This window comes from bacterium (assembly GCA_026129405.1).
In the GTDB taxonomy this organism is placed as follows: Bacteria; Desulfobacterota; Binatia; order DP-6; family DP-6; genus JAHCID01.
On the sequence record JAHCID010000001.1, the window covers coordinates 1275224 to 1295462 of the forward strand.

Here is a 20239-nt window from a genome sequence, read left to right on the forward strand (position 1 = left end):
GCCGGCCGCGTCCGCCATCCATCATGAGTCTGCGAGGAGATCCCCATGCGTGAAGCTGTCATCGTCGGCGCCGTTCGCACCCCGCTGGGCCGCGGCAAGCACACCGGAGCCCTCCACCCCGTCCATGCCGTCGACCTGGCGGCGCACTCGCTGAAAGCGCTCGTCGAACGGACCGGGATCGACCCGGCCGTGATCGAGGACGTCATCATGGGGTGCGTCGGGCAGGTGGGCGAGCAGGGCATCAACGTCGCGCGCAACGCCGCGCTGGCCGCCGGCTTCCCGGAGACGGTGTGCGGGACCAGCGTCGACCGGCAATGCGGCTCCAGCCAGCAGTCGCTGCACTTCGCGGCCCAGGGCGTGATCGCCGGCGCCTACGACGCCGTCATCGCCGCCGGCGTCGAGTCGATGAGCCGCATCCCGATGGGGACCAGCGTCGCCGCCGGCGGCCAGCCCTTCGGGCCGACGATGCGCCGTCGCTACGAAGAGGCGAACCTCTACGACGCGCACGGCCTCGTGCACCAGGGCATGTCGGCCGAGATCATCGCCGCGAAGTGGAAGCTGCCGCGCACCGAGCTCGACGCCTTCTCCGTCGGCTCGCACCAGAAGGCGGCGGCCGCGGCGCGCAACGGCTGGTTCGACGCCGAGATCGCACCGATCGAGGTGCGGCGCGAGGACGGCTCGCGCGACACCATCACGCACGACGAGGGCGTGCGCGCCGACGCGTCGCCCGAGAAGCTGGCGTCGCTCCAGCCGGCGTTCAAACCCGACGGCGTCATCACCGCCGGCAACTCGAGCCAGATCACCGACGGCTCGGCCGCCGTCCTCGTGATGGAGAAGGAGAAAGCCAAGGCCCTCGGCCTGCGTCCCCGCGCCCGCTTCCACGCCTTCGCCCTCGGCGGCGTCGATCCGGTGATCATGCTCTCCGCGCCGATCCCGGCCACGAAGCACGCGCTCGAACGCGGCAGGATGAAGCTGCGCGACGTCGACCTGGTCGAGATCAACGAGGCATTTGCGCCCGTCGTGCTCGCCTGGCAGCGCGAGCTCGATCCCGACATGGACCGCGTCAACCCGAGCGGCGGCGCCATCGCGCTCGGGCATCCGCTCGGCTGCAGCGGCGCCCGCCTCATGACCACGCTGCTCCACAACCTCGAGCGCACCGGCGGCCGCTTCGGCCTGCAGACGATGTGCGAGGGCGGCGGCATGGCCAACGCCACGATCATCGAGCGCCTCGACTGACGTCGCTCCCGCTCCGCCGGCGCGTCGAAGCGAGCCTCGGGACGTGAGTGCGTCCCCGATCGCTGCTACAACGGCACGCATGGCGGAGCGGGATTGGCGGCGGTTGCTCTCCTTCAAGTGCTCGGGCTGCGGCAACTGCTGCCGCGGCACCTTCGTCCCGGTCACCGACGGCGACGTCCGGCGCATGCTCGAGGGCACCGGGCGCCCGGTCACCGAGCTGGTACGGCTCGTGAAGCTCGGCGACATCCGAATGGACAAGCGCCACGGCTGGTGGGCCAGGATCGGCGACACCAAGGCGGTCATGGCGCTGCCGTGGAAGCGCGGCCACTGCGCCTATCTCGACGCTCCGACCAACCGCTGCATGGTCTACGAGTCGCGGCCCCTCGTCTGTCGCTCGACGCCGCTCGAGGTGCACTTCACCGACAGCGGCGCGGTCGAGAAGCTCACGCGGCACCTCGTCACGTCGTGTCCGAACGACTGGGAGAAGGGCAGCCAGTCGCTGCGGGCGCTGGCGGTGCTCGATCGGCTGCGCGACCGCGAGAGCGACGCCTACTGCGAGAAGGTCGCGGCCTGGAACAAGCAGAAGGACGTGGCGCGCACGCCGGCGAACTTCTACGTCTGGCTCGGGCTCGCGCCGGCGGCGCGGCTGCGCCGGCCAGCCGCGCCGGCCCGGGCCGTGGCCGCGCGCTGACGCCGGTCACGCGCCGCCGGCGTAGCCAGCGGCGGCGTCGCCAGGCGCGATCCGGCCGCCAGCTCGGCGGCGATCTGCGCCCCGGCCGCCCATCCGAAGCGGCCGAGGCCGGCTCCGCCGTTCAGTGACACCCCGAAGCTCGGAGCGAACAGCGTCGGCTCGACCGTCGAGCGTGTCTGCGCGTCGATGCGCGGTGCGCGTCCGCCGGGGCGCGGGCCGAGCAGGCGTGCATGGTCGGGCAGCAGCGGCTCGAGGCGCGGCGCGAAGCCGGTGGCGAACAGCACCGCGTCGTAGTGCGTCTCGCCGTCGCCGAGCCGCACGCCGTGCGCGGTGAAGCCGCGCAGGGGGCGCGCGGTGCCGTCGACGACGCCGATGCGCTCCTCGCCGATGGCGCGCGCGGTGCCGCGGTCGAAGACGGGCACGCGGCCCCGCGTGAGCATTTCCGTGAAGGGGCCTGCCGCGGGCCGCCGGATCCCGTAGCGCGACAGATCGAGCCCGATGCGGCCGGCGAGGCGGTCGCGCTGCCGGACGACGCGTGCGAAGGGCGGCGTCCCCGGAGCGACGCGTTGAAAACGATCGAGCGCCCGCGGCGACGACATGCCGAGCAGACGGGAGACCAGGAACAGCGCGGTCATGCGAGAGCGCGGCAGGAAGTGGCGCGGCCCGCGTACCCAGAGATCGACGGCACGGGCGCCGTGGTCGACGAGATCGAGCGCGATCTCGGCCGCGGAGTTGCCGCTGCCGACGACCAGCACGCGCTGCCCGGCGAAGGGCAGCGCGTTGCGATAGCGTGCCGCGTGCAGCACGTGGCCGCGGAAGGCCGGACGGTCGGGCACCTCCGGCATCGTCGGCTCGCGGTTCATCGCCGTGGCCAGCACGACGTAGCGTGCGTGGTAGGCAGTCTGCGCCGTTTCGACGATCCAGCCGTCGGCCGCGGGCGCCCGGGCGATGCGCATCGCCGTGTCGCCGCAGCGCACGCGCGCGTGTAGGCGGAAGCGGTGTGCGTAGGCGTCGAGGTAGTGCAGCACCTCGTCGCGCGACTTGTACATCGGATACCGGCGCACGAGGCCGCCGTCCTCGGGCAGATCGTGCCACGGCGAGTGCAGGTGGAGGCGATCGTAGACGCCGGTCCAGAATGCGCCCACGTTCCAGCCGCGCTCGATCACGACGAAGCGGCGCACGCCGAACCGGCGCAGGGCGGCGGCGGTCCCGAGCCCGGCGAACCCGGCGCCGACGATCACGACGTCCATCGGCTCGGCGGCGGTCATCCGCCCGCCCGCGTGCGGCGCGTCGCCGTAGTGGGGCGGCCGCCGCGCGGTGGTGGTGGCGGGGGGGCGGTGCGTAGGGTTCGCAGTCCGCTCCAGGCGAGCGCGCCGACGACGGCGGTTCCGGCCGCCAGCACGACCGCCACGGGGGTGCTCCAGAGGGTCTCTTCGGGCCTCCCGGCAAGCAGCGGAACCACGCTGATGGAAGGAGGTAACACAGCGCCGAACATGAAGATTCTCCTTTCGGGCGTCCGGCGCCTCGGCCGTTGTACGTTTACGAAATTGATTTTCATTTTCAACTGTGCGAGTCAACTCCGGCGTGACCGTCGACGAGCGCGACTGGCCGCTCGTGCGGGTGACGCTCGACGGCCCGGTCGGCGTCCTCGAGGCGCTCCGCTACCACGACGACGTGGCGCGCTGGTGCGGGCGGGCGGAGCGCTTCGCGCTGCTGCACGATCGCCGTCGCGCGGTGCACCGGCACGACCCGGCCGTCGTGCGGCTCGAGAGCGCGCAAATTCGGGCCCGGCGTGCGCAGATGGCCGACCGCTGCGTCGGCCTCGCTGCCGTCGTGCCGCCGGCGCTGGCCGCTCGTCTCGACGGCAGCGGCGCCGTGGCCCTGCGCGCCCGCTTCGGATGTCCCAGCGCGGTCTTCGCCACGCTGCCAGAGGCGGAGGCGTGGCTGCGCGCCCGGCTCGCGGCCGGCTGACGCCGGTGGCGCGGGCCGCACGTCCCGGTGCTAGAAGCGCCGCGGAGGCGCGCGCATGTCCTACGACTCGATCTTCCGTCCCGACCTCTTCGCCGGCCAGGTCCACGTCGTGACCGGCGGCGGCAGCGGCATCGGGCGCTGCACGGCACACGAGCTGGCGTCGCTCGGAGCGGCGGTCGTGCTCGTCGGTCGCAAGGCGGAGCGGCTCGCGGCGGTGTGCGCGGAGATCGCCGACGACGGCGGCACGGCCATCGCGATGCCGTGCGACATCCGCGACGAGAGCGCGGTGCGCGACATGGTGACGGCGACGCTGGCGCGCACCGGGCGCATCGACGGGCTCGTCAACAACGCCGGCGGCCAGTTCGCCGCGCCGCTCGCGTCGATCAGCCAGAAGGGCTGGGAGACCGTCGTGCGTACGAACCTCACCGGCGGTTTCCTCTGCGCGCGCGAGTGCTTCACGCAGTGGATGGTCGATCACGGCGGCGCGATCGTGAACATCGTCGCGGACATGTGGGGCAGCATGCCGGGCATGGGCCATTCGGGCGCGGCACGCTGGGGCATGGTGAGCTTCACGGAGACGGCGGCCGTCGAGTGGGCGTCGTCCGGCGTGCGGGTGAATGCCGTGGCGCCGGGATGGATCGCGTCGTCGGGCCTCGACACCTATCCGGACTGGATGCAGCACTTCCTCCAGCTGCTCGGGCTCGCCGTCCCGCTCCAGCGGCTCGGTACCGAGTCGGAGGTATCGGCGGCGATCGTCTTCCTGCTGTCGCCTGCGGCGGCGTTCGTCAGCGGCTCGGTGCTGCGCGTCGACGGCGCGGCCCCGAATGCGAAGCTGGCGTCGCCGCTGTCCGCACTGCTGCCGGAGGCGACGGCCGCGGCGGCGGAGGGTCGCCAGCCGTGGCCGTTGCCGCCCCATGCCCGCTCGCAGCCGTGGCATGGGTTTCATCGCGCGCCCCTGCCGAAGCGGCTGCGGCCGATCTGATCCGCGGGATCTGGCGGAGCGCATTGCAAGTGCGCAGGCGGGCGCGAAAATTCTTTGACGCCTCCGAGGCGTCGGGGTTAGGGTCTCCGGCCCGGAGGCGCCATGCATCGACGGTTGATTGGCCTGTTCGTGGTGGCCGTGCTCGCGGCACTGGTGTCGGCGTCCCCGGTTCGCGCGACCTGCGGTCCCGACGGCTCGCCGTGCGACGACGGCAACCCGTGCACGGCGGGCGACGTCTGCACCAGCTCGGTATGCGGCGGCTTCGTCGTCGCCGACGGCACGTCCTGCTCGGACGGCAACGCCTGCACGGCACCCGACACCTGCGTCGCGGGAACCTGCACGGGCGGTGCCCCGGTCGTCTGCACGCCGTGCCTCCAGTGCGATACCGCGCTCGGGTGCGTCGCCGCACCGCGGCTCGATTGCCGCCTCGCCGACAAGCCGGAGAAGGGCGCGCTCCAGTTCACCGACGGCATTCCGCCGTCGAAGGACATCGTGAAGTGGAAGTGGCCCGCCGGCTCCGCCACGACCCTTGCCGACCTCGGCAACCCGACCGCGACCAGCGACGTCACCCTCTGCGTCTACGACCAGTCCACGCCGACGACGCAGCTCGTCTTCCGCGCGACCGCTCCCGCGGGCGGCCTCTGCGGCTCGCGTCCCTGCTGGCGCGGCAGGGCGAGCGGCTTCGACTACAACAACGGTGCCGCGACCGGCGACGGCCTCGTCTCGATGAAGCTGAAGAGCGGTAACGCCGGCAAGGCGAAGATGCTGCTGAAGGGGAAGGGGGGCGCGCTCTCGAACCGTCCCTTCGGCATCCCGGCGCCGCCGATGGCGCTGCCGCTGCGCACGCAGCTCCAGATCGAAAGCGGCGTCTGCTTCGAGGCGATCTTCGAGACCGGCGGCGTCATCAAGAACGAGCCGGGCTTCTTCAAGGGCCGCGCCTCGCCCTGAGCAGGTGGGTGCTGCGGGTGGCACGACCGGACGCCTCGGGTTAAGACCCCGGCCCATGTCCGCCGACATCTACGGCACCCCCGAGCACGAGGCCTTTCGCAAGACCGTCCGCCGCTTCGTCCAGGAGCAGCTCGTCCCGCGTGCACGCGAGTTCGACGAGCGCGGCCGCATCGACAAGGCGCTCTTCGGAACGATGGGCGAGCTCGGAATGCTCGGGCTGCGCTACGATCCGAAGTGGGGCGGCTCCGGGCTCGACTGGAGCTACACGACGGTGATGTTCGAGGAGGTCGGGCGTTGCGACAACGCCGGCGTCGCCATGGGCATCACGGTGCAGACCGACATGGCCACGCCCTCGCTGCATCAGTTCGGCACGGACGAGCTGCGCCGGAAGTACCTCGTGCCCGCGATCAAGGGCGAGATGGTGGCGGCGATCGCCGTCACCGAGCCCGACGCCGGCTCCGACGTCGCCGGCATCAAGACCCGCGCCGTGCGCGACGGCGACCACTGGGTCATCAACGGCAGCAAGATCTACATCACCAACGCCGCGACCGCGGACTGGATGTGTCTGCTGGCGGTGAACGATCCCGACGCCGGCTACGGCGGCTTCTCGCAGATCGTCGTGCCGACCGACACCAAGGGCATCAGCTACCGGCTGCTCGACAAGATCGGCAACTGGGGCTCGGACACCGGCCAGTTCTTCTTCGAGGACGTGCGCGTCCCCGTCTCGAACACGATCGGCGACATCGGCCGCGGCTTCCAGCAGCAGATGATGCAGTTCCAGGACGAGCGCCTCGTCGCCTGCGTCAGCAGCCTCGCCGGCTCCGAGCAGCTCTGGGACGAGACCAAGGCGTGGTGCGATCAGCGGGTACTGTTCAACAAGCCGCTCTCGAAGATGCAGGTGACGCAGTTCAAGTTCGTCGAGATGCTGGCGCAGATCGCCTCGGCGAAGGCGCTCACGCACGAGTGCGTGCGCAAGCGCGTCCGCGGCGAGGACGCCACCAAGGAGATCTCGCTCGCGAAGCTCGTCTGCGGCCGCACCGTGCGCGCCGTCGCCGATCAGTGCATCCAGCTGCACGGCGGCTTCGGCTACATGAAGGAGAGCGCCGCCGGGCGCGCCTTCGTCGACACCCGCCTCATCTCCATCGGCGGCGGGGCGGACGAGGTGATGATGCAGTACGTGGCGAAGATGGTGGGGTTCTAAGCGAGCCCCAGCGCGCGGTCCTGCTCCTCCGGATCCGCGTCCTCGAACTGCAGGATGCCGAGCTCCGCGAACGACGTCCGCACGCGCGGCGTGAGCATGCCGAGCCGCTTCAGGTTCGGCACCACGCGCGCGAACAGCATCGAGCGGAAGGCGAGCGCCGGCGGCGACGCCAGCACCTGCTGCTTCACCTCCTCGCGGTTCCAGCCCATCGCGTTCGCGATCTGGTCGCCGACCAGGCGATTGCGCATCAGCTCGCAGGCGTAGATGACGAAGTCCTCGCGCTCGCGGCGCTCGTTCTCCGGCATGTCGGCGTAGTAGTCGCGCAGCGAGAGGACGCCGAAGGCGACGTGGCGCGACTCGTCGCGCATCACGTAGTGGATCAGCTCCTTGAGGAGCGGCTCGGAGGTCAGGTGGTAGAGGTTGCCGAACGCCGCCATCGCCAGGCCCTCGATGATGATCTGCATCCCGAGGTACTTGAAGTCCCAGCGGCTGTCGGTGATGCAGGCGTCGAGCAGCTCCTTCAGGCTCTCGTTCACCGGCCACTGCCACTCGAGCTTCTCGGTGAGGTAGCGGCCGAAGACCTCGACGTGGCGCGCCTCGTCCATCGTCTGCGTGCCGGCATAGTACTTCGCGTCCATCCACGGCACCGCGCCGACGAGCTGCGACGCGACGATCAGCGCGCCCTGCTCGCCGTGCAGGAACTGGGACAGCTGCAGCGCCACCGAGGCGTGCTGGAGGCGCGCCTTCTCCTTCTCGGTGAGGCGCTCGTACGGCGCATAGCCGTTCAGCGGGTTGATCTGGCGGGGGAGGATGTCGACGCTGGGGTCGACCGGCGTGTCCCACCTGAGCTGGGTGGTGCCGTTCCACTGGTCGCGCTTCGCCTTCTCGTAGAGGTCGCGCAGCCCGTCCTTCACGTTGCCGTATCGCCACGCGTAGTTCGTGTCGAAGGACGTGAGGATCGTCTCCAGCTCCCGGTCGAGCCGCTCCAGCTGATTGGTGTCCCCGAGCGCCGTCATGGGGACGAGCTTTTGCCCGGACGGGCCCGTGTGACAAGCCCGCGTCCGCCGAGGTCCCGGTCACGAAGACGTCACGGCGGCCTACGACCTAAGTCCGTTGACGGGCCGGGCCGATCGGGGCGATGGAGCCTCCATGCGCATCGCCATGGCCCTGGCGGGAGGTCTCCTCGGGTGCCTGACGCTGGTCGCGGGCGCGGCGGCACGCGAGGTCGACGAGGTCCCCTGCGACGAGACCGTCTTCGTCGACGCCCGGACGTTCTCCTGCGAGGAGGACACGGACCCGCTCCTCGACCTGGACGCCGGGGAGCTCGCCGGCTGCGCGATCTCCCGGCTGCGGGTCCGCGTGCGCGGCGGGCGGGTGCGCATGCGCATCGTCACCGAGCGCTGCGCGGAGCTCGGGCGCCCGCGTCTCCACGCCCGCTTCGAGGGGCCGGCGAGGTGCCCCGGCCTTTCCGGGGTGGTGCTCATCGACGGCGATCGCTATCCCGTGGCGCTCCTCGGTCTCGACCGCGCCGAGGATCTCTGCTTCGCGGGCGAGGCCGACCCTCCCGACGACGAGCCGATCGATCCCGGCGACGACCCGGACGGCGGATCCGACGAAGGGTCCGAGGGCGACGAGTAGCGAGGTGTGGCGTGCGGTCCCGCGCCGCGGCCGCGGCCGTCGGTGCGGCGCCGCCGCGCCGGCGTCCGCAGCCCGACCGGTCTTCGTCCCGGCGCTGGCGCGCGGCGTGCATCGGCATGGGGGCAGGCGTGATCGCACGCCGGAAGGGAATCGCCATGTACCGGACATTCACCGTCGCGGTGGCTCTCGGTGTCGCCGTGACGGGCTGTGCCTCCATGCCGGGCTCCACGGTCGATCGGGTGGTTGGCCCGGCCCCGGACGAGGTGGCCGCCGCGCAAGCCCACACGGGCATGCTGGTCGTCTACTCGAGCCGCGAGGTCACCGAATCGCCGACGCGGGTCGACCCGGACGTCGCCGTGCACACGCCCTACGAGGTGCGCAGCCAGGACGGAATCTTCGAGCGGCGCGTCGTCAACAGCGACGGTCTACGTACCGAGCCCGACCAGGTGCTCCTGCCGCCGGGACGCTATCGCGTGATCGCGAGCGCGCAGGAGTACGGGACCGTCACGGTCCCCGTGGACGTCGTCGCGGGGCGGACGACCACCGTCCATCTCGACGCCAACGACTACGTCGCGGCCCGGCGCATCCCCGATTCCGCGCGGGTGCGTCTCGGCGACGGGCAGATCGTGGGCTGGGTGGACACGGGATCGTGACGCCGCCCGCGGCGCTGGCGCGGGGCCGGCGCCGCGGGCTACACCCCCGGGGCCGATGGAGGTCCTGCGCTCGCACGCCGACACCCGCTCCGAGGGCTATCGCCAGAACCGCGAGGCGTTCCTCGAGCAGCTCGCGATCCTCGACGAGCAGCTCGCGATCGTCCGCGCCGCCGGCGGCGAGAAGTACGTCGCGCGGCACCACGCGCGCGGCAAGCTCATGGCGCGCGAGCGCATCGAGCTGCTGCTCGACCGCGACTCGCCCTTCCTCGAGATCGCGCCGCTCGCGGCCTGGGGCACCGACTTCGGCCTCGGCGGGTCGATCGTCTCGGGCATCGGCGTCGTCTCGGGCGTCGAGTGCGTCGTCACCGCCAACGAGCCGACGCTGAAGGGCGGCTCGCTGAATCCGTACAGCGTGAAGAAGAGCGGGCGCACGATGGAGATCTGCGCCCAGAACCGGCTCCCCATCATCAACCTCACCGAGTCCGGCGGCGCCGACCTGCCGTTCCAGGCCGAGACCTTCGTGCCGGGCGGGCAGGGCTTCCGCGAGATCACGCGGCGCTCGAAGGAGCGCATCCCGACCATCTGCCTCGTCTTCGGCTCGTCCACCGCAGGCGGCGCCTACGTGCCCGGCATGTCGGACTACGTGGTCATGGTGAAGGGCGGCGCCAGGGTGTTCCTGGGCGGCCCGCCGCTGGTGAAGATGGCGATCCACGAGGACGTCGACGAGGAGACGCTCGGCGGCGCCGAGATGCACAGCCGCGTGTCGGGCGTCAGCGACTACCTCGCCGCCGACGAGCGCGAGGCCATCCGCCTCGGCCGCGAGATCGTGGCCCAGCTCAACTGGAGGAAGCTCGGCTGGTCGAAGCGCGTCGCCCCAGAGGAGCCGCGCTACGACCCCGACGAGCTGCTCGGCGTGACCTCGTTCGACGTGCGCCGGCCGTTCGAGGTGCGCGAGGTGCTGGCCCGCATCGTCGACGGCTCGCGCTTCCACGAGTTCAAGCCGACCTACGGCACGACGCTCGTCTGCGGCTACGCACACGTGCACGGCTACCCGGTCGGCATCCTCGCGAACAACGGCGTGCTCTTCTCCGAGTCGTCGGAGAAGGGCGCGCAGTTCATCCAGCTGTGCAACCAGACCGACACGCCGATCCTGTTCTTCCAGAACATCACCGGCTTCATGGTCGGCAGCCGCTACGAGCAGGGCGGCATCATCAAGGACGGCGCCAAGCTCATCAACGCGGTTTCGAACAGCACCGTACCGCACCTCACGATGATGATCGGGGCGTCGTACGGGGCCGGGAACTACGGCATGTCGGGCCGCGCCTACGAGCCGCGCTTCGTGTTCGCGTGGCCGAACCACCGCATCGCGGTGATGGGTCCCGAGCAGCTCGCGGGCGTGCTCTCGATCGTGCGCCGGCAGGCGGCGGAGCGCTCGGGCCAGGCGTTCGACGAGGAGCAGGACCGCGGGCTCCGCGCCATGGTCGAGCAGCAGATCGGGCGCGAGTCGAACGCCTTCTTCGCCACCGCGCGCCTGTGGGACGACGGCATCGTCGACCCGCGCGACACGCGCACGGTGCTCGGCATCACGCTGTCGGCGGTGCACTCCGCGCCGATCGCCGGCGCGCGCGGCTACGGCGTGTTCCGCATGTGAGCCGGGGGGCCGGCCGGGCACGGGCGGTCCGGCCACGGCGGCCCGTTGCGGTCGCCGAGCGAGGTCACGACGGCGCGCCACGGACGCGGCGGCTCGCTCGCGGGCGCGAGCACCGTGCGCACCCGGTACGGCGCGCACAGGAACAGCCGATGCGCCTCGCCGAGGTCGAACGTCAGGTGGTTCGCCCAGTTCTCCGGGATCACGACCTCGCGGACGTCCGCACGTCCCGCCGCCGCCGCGTCGATGGCGCGCAGCCAGCCCGCGGCGTCGCGCGCGCTGCCTTCGATGCCGCGGATCTCGGGCCCGAGGATCGTGGCCGGCAGGACGAAGCGTCCCTCGTACGCGACGACGAGGAACGCGACGCCGAGCGAGGCCGCCGTCGCGAGCCGCCCCGGCAGCGCGGCGAGCGGGGCCGCCGCCGCCACCGCGAGCCCGAACGCGCCGATGCCGACGTAGGCCGACGCGAAGTGCTGCGGCAGGAACAGGACGGGGGCGATCCCCACCACGAAGGCGGCGACTCCGAAGGCGAGGAGGCGGAGCGCGCGGCCGCTCGCGGGGCGCACGAGGACGAGGGCGCCGAGCACCGTGGCGAGCGCGAGCACGATCGCCCCCAGCGCCCGCAGCGCCGGCGCCTCGGACGCCCACGGCCACAGCGCCGTGGCGGCGACCCGGGCGTAACGGCCGAGGCTCTCGAGCGTCGTCGCCGGGTCGAAGTCGAGGCCGTAGTGCTGCCAGAAGACGCTGGCGCCGACGGGATGGCGCGCCGGCAGGACCACGTGACCCCACCAGAGCTTCGCCGCCGTCACCGCGGCGACGAGCAGCCACGGCAGCCGCAGCGCACGCAGCGAGGCCGCGCACCGGTCGCGCGGCTCGACGAGCAGCGCGAGCAGGGTGAGCAGCGCCGGCAGCACGACGGCGTGCTCGCTGGCGAGCAGCCCGAGCCCGGTGGTCGCGAGCGCCGCGAGCCCACGCCGGTGCGGCGGTACCCGCAGCCACAGCCACACGCCGAGCAGCACGACCAGCGCCGCGCCGGTCATGGTGAAGTAGGCCAGCCAGCGCGCCGCCACCGTGTGTCCCGGAGCGGCCGTGTAGAAGAGCGCGCAAGCGAGCGCCGGGCCGTCGCCGCGCAGCAGCCGGCGGGCGATCGCCCAGACGAGGAGGGCGGCGAGGGCGTGCGCGGCCAGGTGCACGATCTGCCAACGCGTCGGATCGAGCCCAAAGAGCGCCTGCTGGACGCCGAAGTACGCGACCGTCGTGAGGGGGCGATACTGGAGCCAGCCGTGCGACGGCGCGAACACGTCGGCGAGGCCGCGCAGCTCGGCGACGTCGTGCAGCACCCAGAAGTCGTCGAGCGCGAAGAAGCGCCCGACGAAGATGCCGTGGGAGACCGTCTGGTAGCCGAGGAGGAGGACGGTCACGGCGACGAGCCACGCCCAGGGTCGCCGCCGCCGTTCCACGCGCCGCGAGGGGTAGACGTGCGCCCGCGGTCGGTCAAGCCGGTCGCGCCGCGCGGCGTGCGGCTTGACCGCGGCGACGGCGGCGGGCGAGACGCTCGCAATGGATCATCGCGGGCGGGTCGTCGTCGTCACGGGAGCGTCGTCGGGCATCGGCCGGCAGGTGGCGCTCGACTTCGCGGCGCGCGGCGCCGACCTCGTGCTGGTCGCACGCCGGGCGGCGCTGCTGGACGACGTGGCCGCGGCGTGCCGGGCGCGCGGGGTGCGCATCGAGCCGCTGGCGCTCGACGTCGCCGCGCCCGACGCTCCGGCGGCGATCGTCGGCGCCGCGGCGGCGCGGCTCGGCCGGCTCGACGTGCTCGTCAACAACGCCGGCATCTCGAAGCACAAGCAGATCTACGCGGTGACGCCCGGCGACCTCGAGCAGACGATCGCCGTCAATCTGCTCGCGCCCATGCGGCTCACGCTGGCGGCGCTGCCCGCCATGCTGCGCCAGGGCGGCGGCTGCGTGGTGAACGTCTCGTCGGTCGCCGGCAAGCTGCCGCCGCCGCGCGAGTCGGTGTACGCCGCCTCGAAGTTCGGCCTGACCGGGTTCACGGAGGGCCTCTGGCTCGACCTCCAGGGCTCCGGCGTGCACGCGGCGGTCATCCACGTCGGGCCGGTCGACACCGAGATATGGGAGAAGGTCGACGAGCCGGCGGCGTTTCAGGGCCGCAAGTGGCCGGCGTCGGCGGTGTCGGCGGCCGTGCTGCGGGCCGTCGAGGAGCGGCGGCACGAGATCTGGGTACCCGGGCGCTACCGCTTCGCATGGCTCTTCCGCATCCTCATGCCTGGGGCGTTCCGCGCCGGCTCGGCCCGCTTCGACCCGGTGCCGCCCGAGGTGGTGGCGGCCGCGCGGGCGCGGGCCGGCGCGTTCGAGTGAATCCGGGACCGCCGCTATAGTCCAAGGGTCGGCTCGGAGCCGCGCCGCGTGAGACACCTACCGACCCTCACCGCCGTCGCCGTCTGGCTCGCGATGGCGGCGCTGCTGGTGGCCCGGCAGACGCCTGCCCCCGGGCTCGACGCCACGGGCCTCGCGGCGGCGCCGGTCGAGGCCGCGGGCGGGCGCGACGAGTGGTTCGGGCTCTACCAGGGCGTGCACAAGATCGGACACACGCGCCGGCAGACGACGCGGACCGACGACGGCTGGCGCTTCCGCGACGAGTCGACGTTCGTGCTCGCGATGCTGGGAACGCCCCAGCGCGTGACCACGACGCTCGACGCCGAGACCGACGCGGCCTTCGCCCTGCGCCGCTTCCGCTTCGTGCTGACCTCGCCCGCAGCGACCTTCGCCGCCACCGGCGAGAGCGACGGCCGGACCCTCGAGGCCCGCTACGGCGCCGAGGGCCGCGGCGAGACGCTGACCCTGCCGCTCGCCGAGCCGATCCATCTCCCCGGCATGCTCCGGCCGCGCATCGCGGCGGCGTCGCCGGCGCCCGGCACGCGCTACGCGCACGAGGTGCTGAGCCCGATGACCCTGCGCAACGAGCCGGTGTCGACGCTGGTCGAGGCGCGCGAGGAGCTGGACGGACGCAGCGTGCTGCGCCTGGTCGAGGAGCACCAGGGCATGAAGGCGCGCGTCTGGGTCGCCGACGACGGCAGCGTCGTGCGCGAGGAGGCGCAGATGGGCTTCCAGCTGCGCGCCGAGCCGCGCGCGCAGGCGCTCGCCGGCATCGACGACGCCGCGCCGCTCGACATCGCCGTCTCCACCCGCATCCCGCTCCGCGGCACGGTGGCGGCGCCGCGTGAGCGGGCACGGCTCGTGCTGCGGGTCACGGGCGAGGCCGCGAGCCGCATCCCGCAGGCACCGCCGCGCCAGCGCATGGCCGCCGGCGTGCTCACCGTCGTGCGCGAGCCGCCGCCGGCCGAGGGCGCTCCGGCCGACGTCCCCGAGGTCGTGCGGCCGTGGCTGGCGGCGTCGCCGTTCATCGAGTCGGACCACCCGACGATCGTGGCGCGGGCGCGGTCGATCGTCGGCGAGGAGACGGATGCCGTGCGGCAGGCGGCGCGGCTCGTCGGTTGGGTGCACACGCGCATGACGCCCGAGCCGACGATGACGGTGCCGAGCGCGCGCGAGGTGCTGCGCACCATGCGCGGCGACTGCAACGAGCACGCGGTGCTGCTCGCGGCGCTGGCGCGCGCCGCCGGCATTCCGGCGCGCGTCGCCGCGGGGGCCGTCTATCTCGACGACGGCTTCTACTACCACGCCTGGACCGAGCTCTGGCTGTCCGGCCGCTGGATCAGCGCCGACGCCGTCTTCGATCAGATGCCGGCCGACGCCACGCACGTGAAGCTGCTCGACGGCGGGCCCGAGCGCCATCTCGAGCTGGCGCAGGTGGTGGGCCGGCTCGCGTTCATCTCGGTCGACGACGTGACGCCGGCAGGGGAGGGGGCCTCGTGATCCGCTTCGACGGTCTCGTGAAACGCTACGGCGCGCTCGTCGCCGTCGACGACCTGCGCTGCGACGTCGGCGCGGGCGAGGTCTTCGGCTTCCTCGGCCGCAACGGCGCCGGCAAGACGACGACGATCCGCATGATGATGGGCCTGCTCGAGCCCACGGCGGGCACGGTGCTGCTCGGCGGGCACGACATCCGGCGCGCGCCCGAGGCCGCGAAGGCGATCACCGGCTATCTGCCCGACCGGCCGCATCTCTACGACAAGCTGACGGGTGCCGAGCTGCTGCGCTTCGTCGGCGGCCTCTACGGCCTCGGCGCCGCCGAGGCGGCGCGGCGCGGCGACGCGTTGCTCGAGGAATTCGCCCTGGTCGCGCAGGCGGGCGAGCTGGTCGAGACGTTCTCGCACGGCATGAAGCAGCGCCTTGCGCTGGCGGCGGCGCTGATCCACCGGCCGCGCATCCTCGTCCTCGACGAGCCGATGGTCGGCCTCGATCCCGAGGGCGCGCTCGAGCTGCGTCGCCGCCTCGGCCGGCTCTCCGGCGAGGGCGTGACGATCTTCCTCTCCACGCACAGCCTCGCCGTCGCCGAGGAGCTGTGCAGCCGCATCGCGATTCTCGACCACGGCCGGCTGGTGGCGCTCGGCACGCTCGCCGAGCTGCGGGCGCGCGCCGCGGCCGAGGCCGGCCGTGCGCACGACCGCGGCGACGCGACGCTCGAAGCCGTGTTCCTGGACATCCTGCGTGCCCCGGTGCTGCGCGCGTCGGCATGAGCGTCCCCGGCACGCTGGCGCTGTGCGCGCCGCGCTGGCTCGCCGCGCGCAACGCCATGCGCGCGCATCCCTGGCGGGCCGTGGTCCTGCTGGGGGCCACCGCCGGATTCTGGATCGCGTGCTTCGTCGTGTGCGTGCGCGTCCTGGGCTACTTCCACACCCTGGGCGACTTCGGCCCGCTGCTGACGCAGCGCCTGTTGGTCCTGCTCTTCCTCTCGTTCCTGGGCGTGCTCCTCGTCAGCAATACGGTGACGGCGCTGACGACGTTCTACCTCTCGGGCGACGTCGTGCCGCTGCTCGCGGCGCCGCTCCCGTGGCGGCGCCTGCACCACGCGCGCTTCCTCGAGACCCTGATCGCGTCGTCGTGGATGGTGCTGCTGGTCGGGTTGCCCGCGCTGATCGCATACGGCGTGGTCTACGGTGCCGGGCCGACGTTCTACCTCGCCGCGCTGGCCGTGCTGGCGCTGTTCCTCGTCATCCCCGCGGCGATCGGCGTCCTGGTGACGACGGCGCTCGTGCTGGTGTTCCCGGCGCGCGGCGCCCGCGACGCGCTGCTCATCGCCTCCGGGCTGCTGCTCGCCGGTGCGGTCGTCGCCATCCGGCTGCTCGAGCCCGAGCGGCTGGCGCATCCGTCGGGACTGGTCGGGCTCGCGGCCTTCCTGGCAGGCGCCGGCAGCGCCGGGTCGCCGTGGTTCCCGAGCACGTGGGCGGCCGAGGTGCTGCTGCCGCTGCTCGGCGCGCGCGACGGGACGCCGCTCTTCTTCCTCGGCATGCTGGCGAGCACGGCCGTGATGCTCTTCCTCGTGAGCGCCACCGTCGTCGAGCTCGGCTTCCTGCGCGCGTGGTCGGCGGCGCAGACGGGCCGCGTGCGCGCCGGCAGCGCCGAGCGCCCGCTCGGCCGCGTCCTGGCCGTGCTGGTGCGCCCGCTGCCGCGCCTCTTCGGGCTGGTGCTCGCGAAGGACGCGACCGTGTTCCTGCGCGACCCGAGCCAGTGGTCGCAGCTGCTGCTCCTCTGCGCGCTGGTCGGCATCTACCTCTTCAACTTCTCCGCGCTGCCGCTCGAGGGCGACACGCCGCTCGCGATCGCGATGCGCGAGATGGCGACCGTGCTGAACCTCGGGCTCGGCGCGTTCGTCACCACCGCCGTCGCCGTGCGCTTCGTCTACCCGATGCCGAGCATGGAGGGGCACGCGTGGTGGATCCTGCGCACCGCGCCGGTCGGGCTCGCGAAGCTCTGGTGGAGCAAGTTCTGGCTCGGCTGGCTGCCGCTCGTCGGCTTCGCGGCGGCGCTGGTGGCGACGACGAACGCGCTGCTCGGCGTGCCGGGGGTGGTGACGGTCGCGTTCCTGCTGACGCTGCCCTCGATGCTCGCCGCGATCGTGAGCCTCGGGCTGGCGTTCGGCGCGGTGCACGCGAAGCTCGACACGCGCAACGCGGCCCAGATCGCCACCGGCTTCGGGGCGATCGTCTACATGCTGTCCTGTCTCGGCGTCATCGCCGGCGTCGTCGCGCTCGAGGCCTGGCCGGTGGGCCGCCTGCTGCGCGCCGTGCGCCACGGCGGCACGCCGGCGCCCGCAGACCTCGCGATCATGACGGCGGGACTCGTCCTGGCGACGGTCGCCGCCCTGGCGGTCTTCGAGGGGGCGCGGCGGCGCGGGCTGCGGGCCCTGGCCCGCCTCCCGATCTGACGCCGATCCCTCGCCTCGCGGCCCGGACTCGCGTAGGAAGCCGGCCGTGCCGCCCGTCACCAAGGTCCTGGTCGCGAACCGGGGCGAGATCGCCCGCCGCGTGCTGCGCACGCTGCGCGCCATGGGCATCGCGGGCGTCGCCGTGTACTCCGACGCCGACGCCGGTGCGCCGCACGTCGCCGAGGCCGACGAGGCCGTCCGCATCGGCCCGGCACCGGCGCGCGAGTCGTATCTCGTCGCCGACCGCCTCCTCGACGCCGCCCGGCGTACCGGCGCCGACGCCGTCCACCCCGGCTACGGCTTTCTCGCCGAGAACGCCGACTTCGCCCAGGCCTGCGCCGACACGGGCCTGACCTTCATCGGGCCGACGCCCGCCGCCATCCGCGCCATGGGCAGCAAGATCGAGGCGAAGCGCATCATGGCCAAGGCCGGCGTGCCGGTGGTGCCCGGCGCCGAGGGCGACGACGCCGCGCTCGTGAAGGCGGCGGCGACCGTCGGCTTCCCCGTCCTCGTGAAGGCCTCGGCCGGCGGCGGAGGCAAGGGCATGCGCGTCGTCCGTGCGGCCGACGCGCTGCCCGCGGCGCTCGCGGCCGCGCGGCGCGAGGCCGAGCACGCGTTCGGCGACGGGACGCTGCTCCTCGAGCGCTACGTCGATTCCCCGCGGCACGTCGAGGTGCAGATCTTCGGCGACGCGCACGGCACGGCGATCCATCTCTTCGAGCGCGAGTGCTCGATCCAGCGCCGGCACCAGAAGGTGCTGGAGGAGGCGCCGTCGCCCGCGGTCGACGCCGCGCTGCGCGCGCGGCTCGGCGAGGCGGCGGTGACGGCGGCGCGCGCCATCGGCTACGTCGGCGCGGGGACCGTCGAGTTCATCCTGGCGCCCGACGGCGCGTTCTACTTCCTCGAGGTGAACACGCGCCTCCAGGTCGAGCATCCGGTCACCGAGTGCGTCACCGGGCTCGACCTCGTCCGCCTGCAGATCGAGGTGGCGCGCGGCGAGCCGCTGCGCGTGCGGCCCGAGACGCTGCGGATCGACGGCCACGCGATCGAGGCGCGCCTCTACGCCGAGGACGCGGCGCACGACTTCCTGCCGGCGAGCGGCCGCGTGACGCTGTGGTCGGCGCCCGACGTGCCGGGCGTGCGCTGGGACGTCGGCGTCGCGGTCGGCTCCGAGGTCGGCGTCCACTACGACCCGATGCTGGCGAAGGTGATCGCGCACGGCGCGGACCGCGCCGAGGCGATCGCGCGGCTCGAGGCGGCGCTGCGCCGGCTCGGTGTCGCCGGGCTGACGACCAACCGCGACTTCCTGCTCGCGGTTCTGCGCCATTCCGCATTCGCGGCGGGCGCGCTCGACACGCACTTCGTCGAGCGGCACCTGCCGCCGGCGGCGCGGACCGCCGCGTCCGATCCGACGGTCGTGCGCACGCACGCCATCGTCGCCACGCTCGAGGGTCATGCGCGCCGCCGCGACGCCGCAGCGAGCCCCGTGCCGCCGAGCGTGCCGTCGGGCTGGCGCAACAACCGCTGGCGGCCGCAGCGCGTCGAGTGGCGCGTGGGCGGTGACGAGATCGCGGTGCAGTACGTCGTCGGCGGCGACGGTACCGTCGGGGTCGAAGCAGGCGAGCTGCGCGGGCGCGCCGCCGTGGTCGCGCGCGACGCGGGCGGCCTCGTCGTCGAGCTGGACGGCCTGCGGCGGCGCTACGAGACGGCCGCCTCGGGCGACGTCACCGTCGTGCACTCGCTGCTCGGGACCACCGAGCTGCGCGAGCTGCCCGTGTTCCCCGCCGCGCGGGCCGAGGAGGTCGCCGGCGGCTGCGTCGCGCCGATGACCGGCGTCGTGCGCGCGGTACACGTCGCCGCCGGCGAGCGGGTGACGCGCGGCCAGGTGCTGCTCGTGCTCGAGGCCATGAAGATGGAGCACGAGATGGCGGCCCACGCCGACGGCGTCGTGCGCGAGGTGCGCGTCGAGGTCGGGCAGATGGTCGATCCCGACGCGGTGCTGGTGATCGTCGAGGCCGACCCCGCCCTCGAGGCCTGAGCGGCCGGACCGGCGTTGCCGGGACGGGCACCGGCGTGCTTCAACCCGGCGATGTCGACCTCCGAGCCCGTTCCCCAGACCGTCACCCGCTACGACGTCCACGGGCGCGCCGCCTGGATCACGCTCGCCGAGCCCGAGCGCCGCAACGCCCTCTCCGGACCGATGGTCACGGAGCTGCTCGGGCACCTCGGGACGGCGATGGACGACCCGGCCGTCCGCGCCGTCGTGCTCACCGGGACGGGTCCGGCGTTCTGCGCCGGCGCCGATCTGAAGGGCGGCGGGGGCGGCGCCATCGGCGGCGGCGCGGAGAACCCGTTCGTGCGGGTGCTGCGCACCATGTGGGACGGGCCGAAGCCGGTGATCGTCGCCGCCAACGGCCATGCCTTCGGCGGCGGGCTCGGGCTGGTCGCGGCCGCGGACATCGCCATCGCGGCGGACGGGGCGATGTTCAGCTTCAGCGAGGTTCGCATCGGCGTCATCCCGGCGATGATCTCCGTCGTGGTGCTCCCGAAGATCGGTCCGCACCACGCGATGCGCCTCTTCCTCACGGGCGAGCGCTTCGACGCCTCGCGGGCCCGCGACTACGGGCTGCTGCATCGGGTCGTGGCCATCGACCGGCTGATGACGGCGGTGCAGGAGGAGGTCGATGCGATCGCGCTCGGCGGCCCCATCGCGGTGGGGGAGGCGAAGCGGCTGGTGCGCACGGTCCCGCGGATGCGGATGGACGAGGCCTTCGCCTGGACCGAGGCGCGCATCGCCGAGCTGTTCGCGTCGCCGGAGGCCGCCGAGGGCATGGCGGCGTTCGCCCAGAAGCGCAAGCCGGCGTGGGCCGAGTGAGGTCGAGGCCGTTGACCCCCGGCGTCCCGGGCGCCTAAGACCAGCCT

General features: G+C 73.2%; 18 protein-coding genes. 15 read left to right on the forward strand and 3 right to left on the reverse strand.

Annotated elements, in window-relative coordinates:
- Positions 1-45 precede the first annotated feature (45 nt).
- Complete coding sequence (locus tag KIT14_05825) at positions 46-1236, forward strand: thiolase family protein (protein ID MCW5890054.1); 1191 nt, start codon at positions 46-48, stop codon at positions 1234-1236.
- A 79-nt stretch (positions 1237-1315) separates the two neighbouring features.
- Positions 1316-1927, forward strand: coding sequence for a YkgJ family cysteine cluster protein (locus KIT14_05830; GenBank protein MCW5890055.1), 612 nt, complete (start codon positions 1316-1318; stop codon positions 1925-1927).
- Here the strand turns inward: KIT14_05830 and KIT14_05835 are convergent.
- A complete protein-coding gene (locus KIT14_05835; protein MCW5890056.1) occupies positions 1849-3195 on the reverse strand; it encodes an NAD(P)/FAD-dependent oxidoreductase in 1347 nt (448 codons plus the stop codon). The genes KIT14_05830 and KIT14_05835 overlap by 79 nt on opposite strands.
- Before the next feature lie 316 nt (positions 3196-3511).
- On the opposite strand from KIT14_05835, the gene KIT14_05840 reads away from it, so the two are divergent.
- From KIT14_05840 to KIT14_05855, 4 genes are all read left to right on the forward strand, one after another.
- Positions 3512-3898, forward strand: a complete 387-nt coding sequence (locus KIT14_05840; GenBank protein MCW5890057.1) for a hypothetical protein — start codon at positions 3512-3514, stop codon at positions 3896-3898.
- Between the two features lie 55 nt (positions 3899-3953).
- Positions 3954-4880, forward strand: a complete 927-nt coding sequence (locus tag KIT14_05845; GenBank protein MCW5890058.1) for an SDR family oxidoreductase — start codon at positions 3954-3956, stop codon at positions 4878-4880.
- Positions 4881-4982: 102 nt separating this feature from the next.
- Positions 4983-5828, forward strand: coding sequence for a hypothetical protein (locus KIT14_05850; GenBank protein MCW5890059.1), 846 nt, complete (start codon positions 4983-4985; stop codon positions 5826-5828).
- A gap of 55 nt (positions 5829-5883) precedes the next feature.
- The gene (locus KIT14_05855) at positions 5884-7029 is read left to right on the forward strand and encodes an acyl-CoA dehydrogenase family protein (protein ID MCW5890060.1); all 1146 of its coding nucleotides are present in this window, start codon (positions 5884-5886) and stop codon (positions 7027-7029) included.
- On the opposite strand, the gene KIT14_05860 is transcribed toward KIT14_05855, so the two are convergent.
- A complete protein-coding gene (locus KIT14_05860) occupies positions 7026-8045 on the reverse strand; it encodes a ferritin-like domain-containing protein (GenBank protein MCW5890061.1) in 1020 nt (339 codons plus the stop codon). The genes KIT14_05855 and KIT14_05860 overlap by 4 nt on opposite strands.
- Before the next feature lie 133 nt (positions 8046-8178).
- Here KIT14_05860 and KIT14_05865 point away from each other — a divergent pair, with 133 nt between their 5' ends.
- The 3 genes from KIT14_05865 (at position 8179) to KIT14_05875 (ending at position 10971) form a co-directional block, all read left to right on the forward strand.
- The gene (locus KIT14_05865) at positions 8179-8667 is read left to right on the forward strand and encodes a hypothetical protein (protein ID MCW5890062.1); all 489 of its coding nucleotides are present in this window, start codon (positions 8179-8181) and stop codon (positions 8665-8667) included.
- 215 nt (positions 8668-8882) lie between these two features.
- Positions 8883-9320, forward strand: coding sequence for a hypothetical protein (locus tag KIT14_05870; GenBank protein ID MCW5890063.1), 438 nt, complete (start codon positions 8883-8885; stop codon positions 9318-9320).
- A gap of 55 nt (positions 9321-9375) precedes the next feature.
- The gene (locus KIT14_05875) at positions 9376-10971 is read left to right on the forward strand and encodes an acyl-CoA carboxylase subunit beta (GenBank protein MCW5890064.1); all 1596 of its coding nucleotides are present in this window, start codon (positions 9376-9378) and stop codon (positions 10969-10971) included.
- On the opposite strand, the gene KIT14_05880 is transcribed toward KIT14_05875, so the two are convergent.
- Positions 10950-12428: a hypothetical protein gene (locus tag KIT14_05880; GenBank protein MCW5890065.1), complete on the reverse strand. Its 1479-nt coding sequence runs from the start codon at positions 12426-12428 to the stop codon at positions 10950-10952. The two genes, KIT14_05875 and KIT14_05880, sit on opposite strands and share 22 nt — an antisense overlap.
- A 100-nt stretch (positions 12429-12528) precedes the next feature.
- Here KIT14_05880 and KIT14_05885 point away from each other — a divergent pair, with 100 nt between their 5' ends.
- The 6 genes from KIT14_05885 to KIT14_05910 are packed head-to-tail and all read left to right on the forward strand — an operon-like array spanning position 12529 to position 20192.
- Positions 12529-13347: an SDR family NAD(P)-dependent oxidoreductase gene (locus KIT14_05885; protein MCW5890066.1), complete on the forward strand. Its 819-nt coding sequence runs from the start codon at positions 12529-12531 to the stop codon at positions 13345-13347.
- A gap of 48 nt (positions 13348-13395) precedes the next feature.
- Positions 13396-14865, forward strand: coding sequence for a transglutaminase domain-containing protein (locus tag KIT14_05890; GenBank protein ID MCW5890067.1), 1470 nt, complete (start codon positions 13396-13398; stop codon positions 14863-14865).
- Positions 14862-15629 (forward strand): ABC transporter ATP-binding protein, encoded by a 768-nt coding sequence (locus KIT14_05895; protein MCW5890068.1) that lies wholly within the window; start codon positions 14862-14864, stop codon positions 15627-15629. Before KIT14_05890 ends, KIT14_05895 begins: the two co-directional genes overlap by 4 nt.
- On the forward strand, positions 15626-17317 hold the full coding sequence (locus KIT14_05900; protein ID MCW5890069.1) for a hypothetical protein: 1692 nt from the start codon (positions 15626-15628) through the stop codon (positions 17315-17317). Before KIT14_05895 ends, KIT14_05900 begins: the two co-directional genes overlap by 4 nt.
- A 46-nt stretch (positions 17318-17363) precedes the next feature.
- Complete coding sequence (locus KIT14_05905; protein ID MCW5890070.1) at positions 17364-19355, forward strand: ATP-grasp domain-containing protein; 1992 nt, start codon at positions 17364-17366, stop codon at positions 19353-19355.
- Between the two features lie 51 nt (positions 19356-19406).
- Positions 19407-20192, forward strand: a complete 786-nt coding sequence (locus tag KIT14_05910) for an enoyl-CoA hydratase/isomerase family protein (GenBank protein MCW5890071.1) — start codon at positions 19407-19409, stop codon at positions 20190-20192.
- The last annotated feature ends 47 nt before the right edge of the window (positions 20193-20239 follow it).

What these genes read in the sequence shown, in the direction of transcription:
- KIT14_05870 (MCW5890063.1), top strand. Translation starts at nt 8,883, where the DNA reads ATGCCGGGCTCCACGGTCGATCGGGTGGTTGGCCCGGCCCCGGACGAG.
- KIT14_05835 (MCW5890056.1), bottom strand. Translation starts at nt 3,195, where the DNA reads ATGACCGCCGCCGAGCCGATGGACGTCGTGATCGTCGGCGCCGGGTTC.
- KIT14_05875 (MCW5890064.1), top strand. Translation starts at nt 9,376, where the DNA reads ATGGAGGTCCTGCGCTCGCACGCCGACACCCGCTCCGAGGGCTATCGC.
- KIT14_05845 (MCW5890058.1), top strand. Translation starts at nt 3,954, where the DNA reads ATGTCCTACGACTCGATCTTCCGTCCCGACCTCTTCGCCGGCCAGGTC.
- KIT14_05900 (MCW5890069.1), top strand. Translation starts at nt 15,626, where the DNA reads ATGAGCGTCCCCGGCACGCTGGCGCTGTGCGCGCCGCGCTGGCTCGCC.
- KIT14_05825 (MCW5890054.1), top strand. Translation starts at nt 46, where the DNA reads ATGCGTGAAGCTGTCATCGTCGGCGCCGTTCGCACCCCGCTGGGCCGC.
- KIT14_05865 (MCW5890062.1), top strand. Translation starts at nt 8,179, where the DNA reads ATGCGCATCGCCATGGCCCTGGCGGGAGGTCTCCTCGGGTGCCTGACG.
- KIT14_05910 (MCW5890071.1), top strand. Translation starts at nt 19,407, where the DNA reads ATGTCGACCTCCGAGCCCGTTCCCCAGACCGTCACCCGCTACGACGTC.
- KIT14_05860 (MCW5890061.1), bottom strand. Translation starts at nt 8,045, where the DNA reads ATGACGGCGCTCGGGGACACCAATCAGCTGGAGCGGCTCGACCGGGAG.
- KIT14_05850 (MCW5890059.1), top strand. Translation starts at nt 4,983, where the DNA reads ATGCATCGACGGTTGATTGGCCTGTTCGTGGTGGCCGTGCTCGCGGCA.
- KIT14_05885 (MCW5890066.1), top strand. Translation starts at nt 12,529, where the DNA reads ATGGATCATCGCGGGCGGGTCGTCGTCGTCACGGGAGCGTCGTCGGGC.
- KIT14_05830 (MCW5890055.1), top strand. Translation starts at nt 1,316, where the DNA reads ATGGCGGAGCGGGATTGGCGGCGGTTGCTCTCCTTCAAGTGCTCGGGC.
- KIT14_05855 (MCW5890060.1), top strand. Translation starts at nt 5,884, where the DNA reads ATGTCCGCCGACATCTACGGCACCCCCGAGCACGAGGCCTTTCGCAAG.